A 2226-nucleotide genomic window follows, 5' to 3' on the forward strand; every position below is an offset into this window, starting at 1 on the left:
GTGGTGTGAGTGGAAAGCGCCGCTGACCTTCAGCGCAGTGGTCTTGCGTCCCATGGCGCGGAGGTTTTCGGCCGTAGCGTCTACGTCGTGGCGATCACCGCTGATGACCACGGACCCGGGCGCGTTCACGGCCGCGAGCGATACCCGTCCTTCGCATCGTGTGAGGTGTTCGTGGAGTTCGTCGGGGTCTGCTTGGAGGGTGGTCATGGCGCCGGTGGCGGGGAGAGATTGCATGAGGCGGGCGCGGGTGGTGACCAGGCGGGCCGCGTCGGGGAGGGTGAGGATCCCGGCAAGGTGGGCTGCGGTGATTTCCCCCAGAGAGTGACCCGCGTAGTAGTGGGGGGTGAGGCCGTAGTGTTCGGTGACCAGGCGGTGCAGGGCGATCTGGAGGGCGAACAGGGCGGGCTGGGCGTAGCGGGTCTGGTGGAGCAGCTGGGCGGTGTCGGTGTCCGGTTCGGCGAACATGACGTCCCGCAGGGGATGGTCGAGGTGCGGGTCGAGGTGTGCGCAGGCTTCGTCCATGGCTGCGGCGAACAGCGGGAAGGCGTGGTAGAGCTCGTGTCCCATACGGGGGCGTTGCGTGCCCTGTCCGGAGCACACGAACGCCAGCTTCCCCGCACCGCTCGCCACGCCCCGTACGAGCCCGGTGTGCTCCTCACCGGTCCCCAGAGCTCCCAGCTCTTCGAGGAAGGCTTCGCGGTCGGGGCCCAGGAGTACGGCACGGTGGCCGAAGGCGGTACGGCCGGAGGCCAGGGCGTACCCAACATCGGCCAAGTCGAGTTCCGGGGCGGAAGCGAGGTACTGGCGCAGCCGTCGCGCCTGCGCTTGCAGCGCGTCCTCGGACTTCGCGGACACAAGCCATGGTTCAAGCAGCGGTGTTGGTGCTGAGGTGACTTCACCGCTTGCCGGGGCTTCGGTCGGTGGTGCCTGCTCGAGGATCACGTGCGCGTTGGTGCCGCTGACGCCGAAGGATGACACCCCCGCGCGTCGGAGGTGGCCGGTGTCGGGCCAGGGCGTGGCCTCGGTCAGCAGCCGCACTCCGCCCGAGGACCAGTCCACATGCGGCGACGGCTCCTGGACGTGCAACGTCCGCGGCAACACCCCGTGCCGCATCGCCAGTACCATCTTGACGATCCCGCCCACCCCGGCCGCCGCCTGTGCGTGTCCGATGTTCGACTTCATCGAGCCGAGTAAAAGTGGCTGGTCCGCGGAGCGGTCCTGACCGTATGTCGCCAGAAGGGCCTGGGCTTCGATCGGGTCGCCCAGCGTCGTCCCCGTACCGTGCCCCTCCACTGCGTCAATGGCAGCTGGAGTCAGCTCGGCGTTGGCGAGGGCCTGGCGGATGACCCGTTGTTGTGAGAGGCCGTTGGGCGCGGTGAGCCCGTTGCTGGCGCCGTCCTGGTTGACCGCCGTTCCTCGTACCACGGCCAGGATGGGATGCCCGAGCCGCTGCGCGTCCGAGAGCCGTTCCACCAGCACCATGCCCGCACCCTCGCCCCACCCGGTGCCATCGGCTGTGGCGGAGAATGCCTTGCACCGACCGTCCGGGGACAGCCCACGCTGCCGGGAGAACTCGATGAAGGCCGCCGGGGTGGACATAACGGTGACCCCGCCGGCCAGGGCCATCGAGCATTCCCCTGACCGCAGTGCCTGGCAGGCCAGATGCAGGGCGACCAGCGATGACGAACATGCCGTGTCCACGGTGACCGCCGGCCCCTCCAGGCCGAAGGTGTAGGCGACGCGCCCGGAGGCAATACTGCCCGCGCTTCCATGAACGAGGTATCCCTCGAACCCCTCGGGGGCGATCGGGAAGCGTTGCGCGTAGTCGTGATAGGCCAGGCCGGCGAAGATCCCGGTTTGGGTGCCGCGTACCGCGGTGGGGTCGATGCCTGCTCGCTCGAACGCTTCCCAGGAGACCTCGAGAAGAATTCGCTGCTGAGGGTCCATGGCCAGGGCCTCGCGGGGGCTGATGCCGAAAAATTCGGCGTCGAATTCGCCCGCTTGGTGAATAAAACCCCCCTCCCTCGTGTACGACGTTCCGAACCGCTCGGGATCCGGGTCGTAGAGGTTGTCGAGGTCCCAGCCCCGATCGGTCGGGAATCCCGAGATCGCGTCCTGCTCGGTCACGAGCAGATCCCACAGCTGCTCCGGGGACTGTACGTCTCCCGGGTAGCGGCATGCCATGCCGACGATTGCGATGGGTCCGCCTGTTCCAACCGCTGTGAG

At 68.1% G+C, this 2226-nt stretch carries 1 pseudogene; it reads right to left on the bottom strand.

From position 1 onward, the window contains the following. Nucleotides 1–2202 (bottom strand): annotated as a pseudogene (locus CCN51_RS41080) (type I polyketide synthase); the annotation flags it as partial. Nucleotides 2203–2226 lie beyond the last annotated feature (24 nt).

It is taken from the genome of Streptomyces milbemycinicus (assembly GCF_002154605.1).
GTDB lineage: Bacteria > Actinomycetota > Actinomycetes > Streptomycetales > Streptomycetaceae > Streptomyces > Streptomyces milbemycinicus.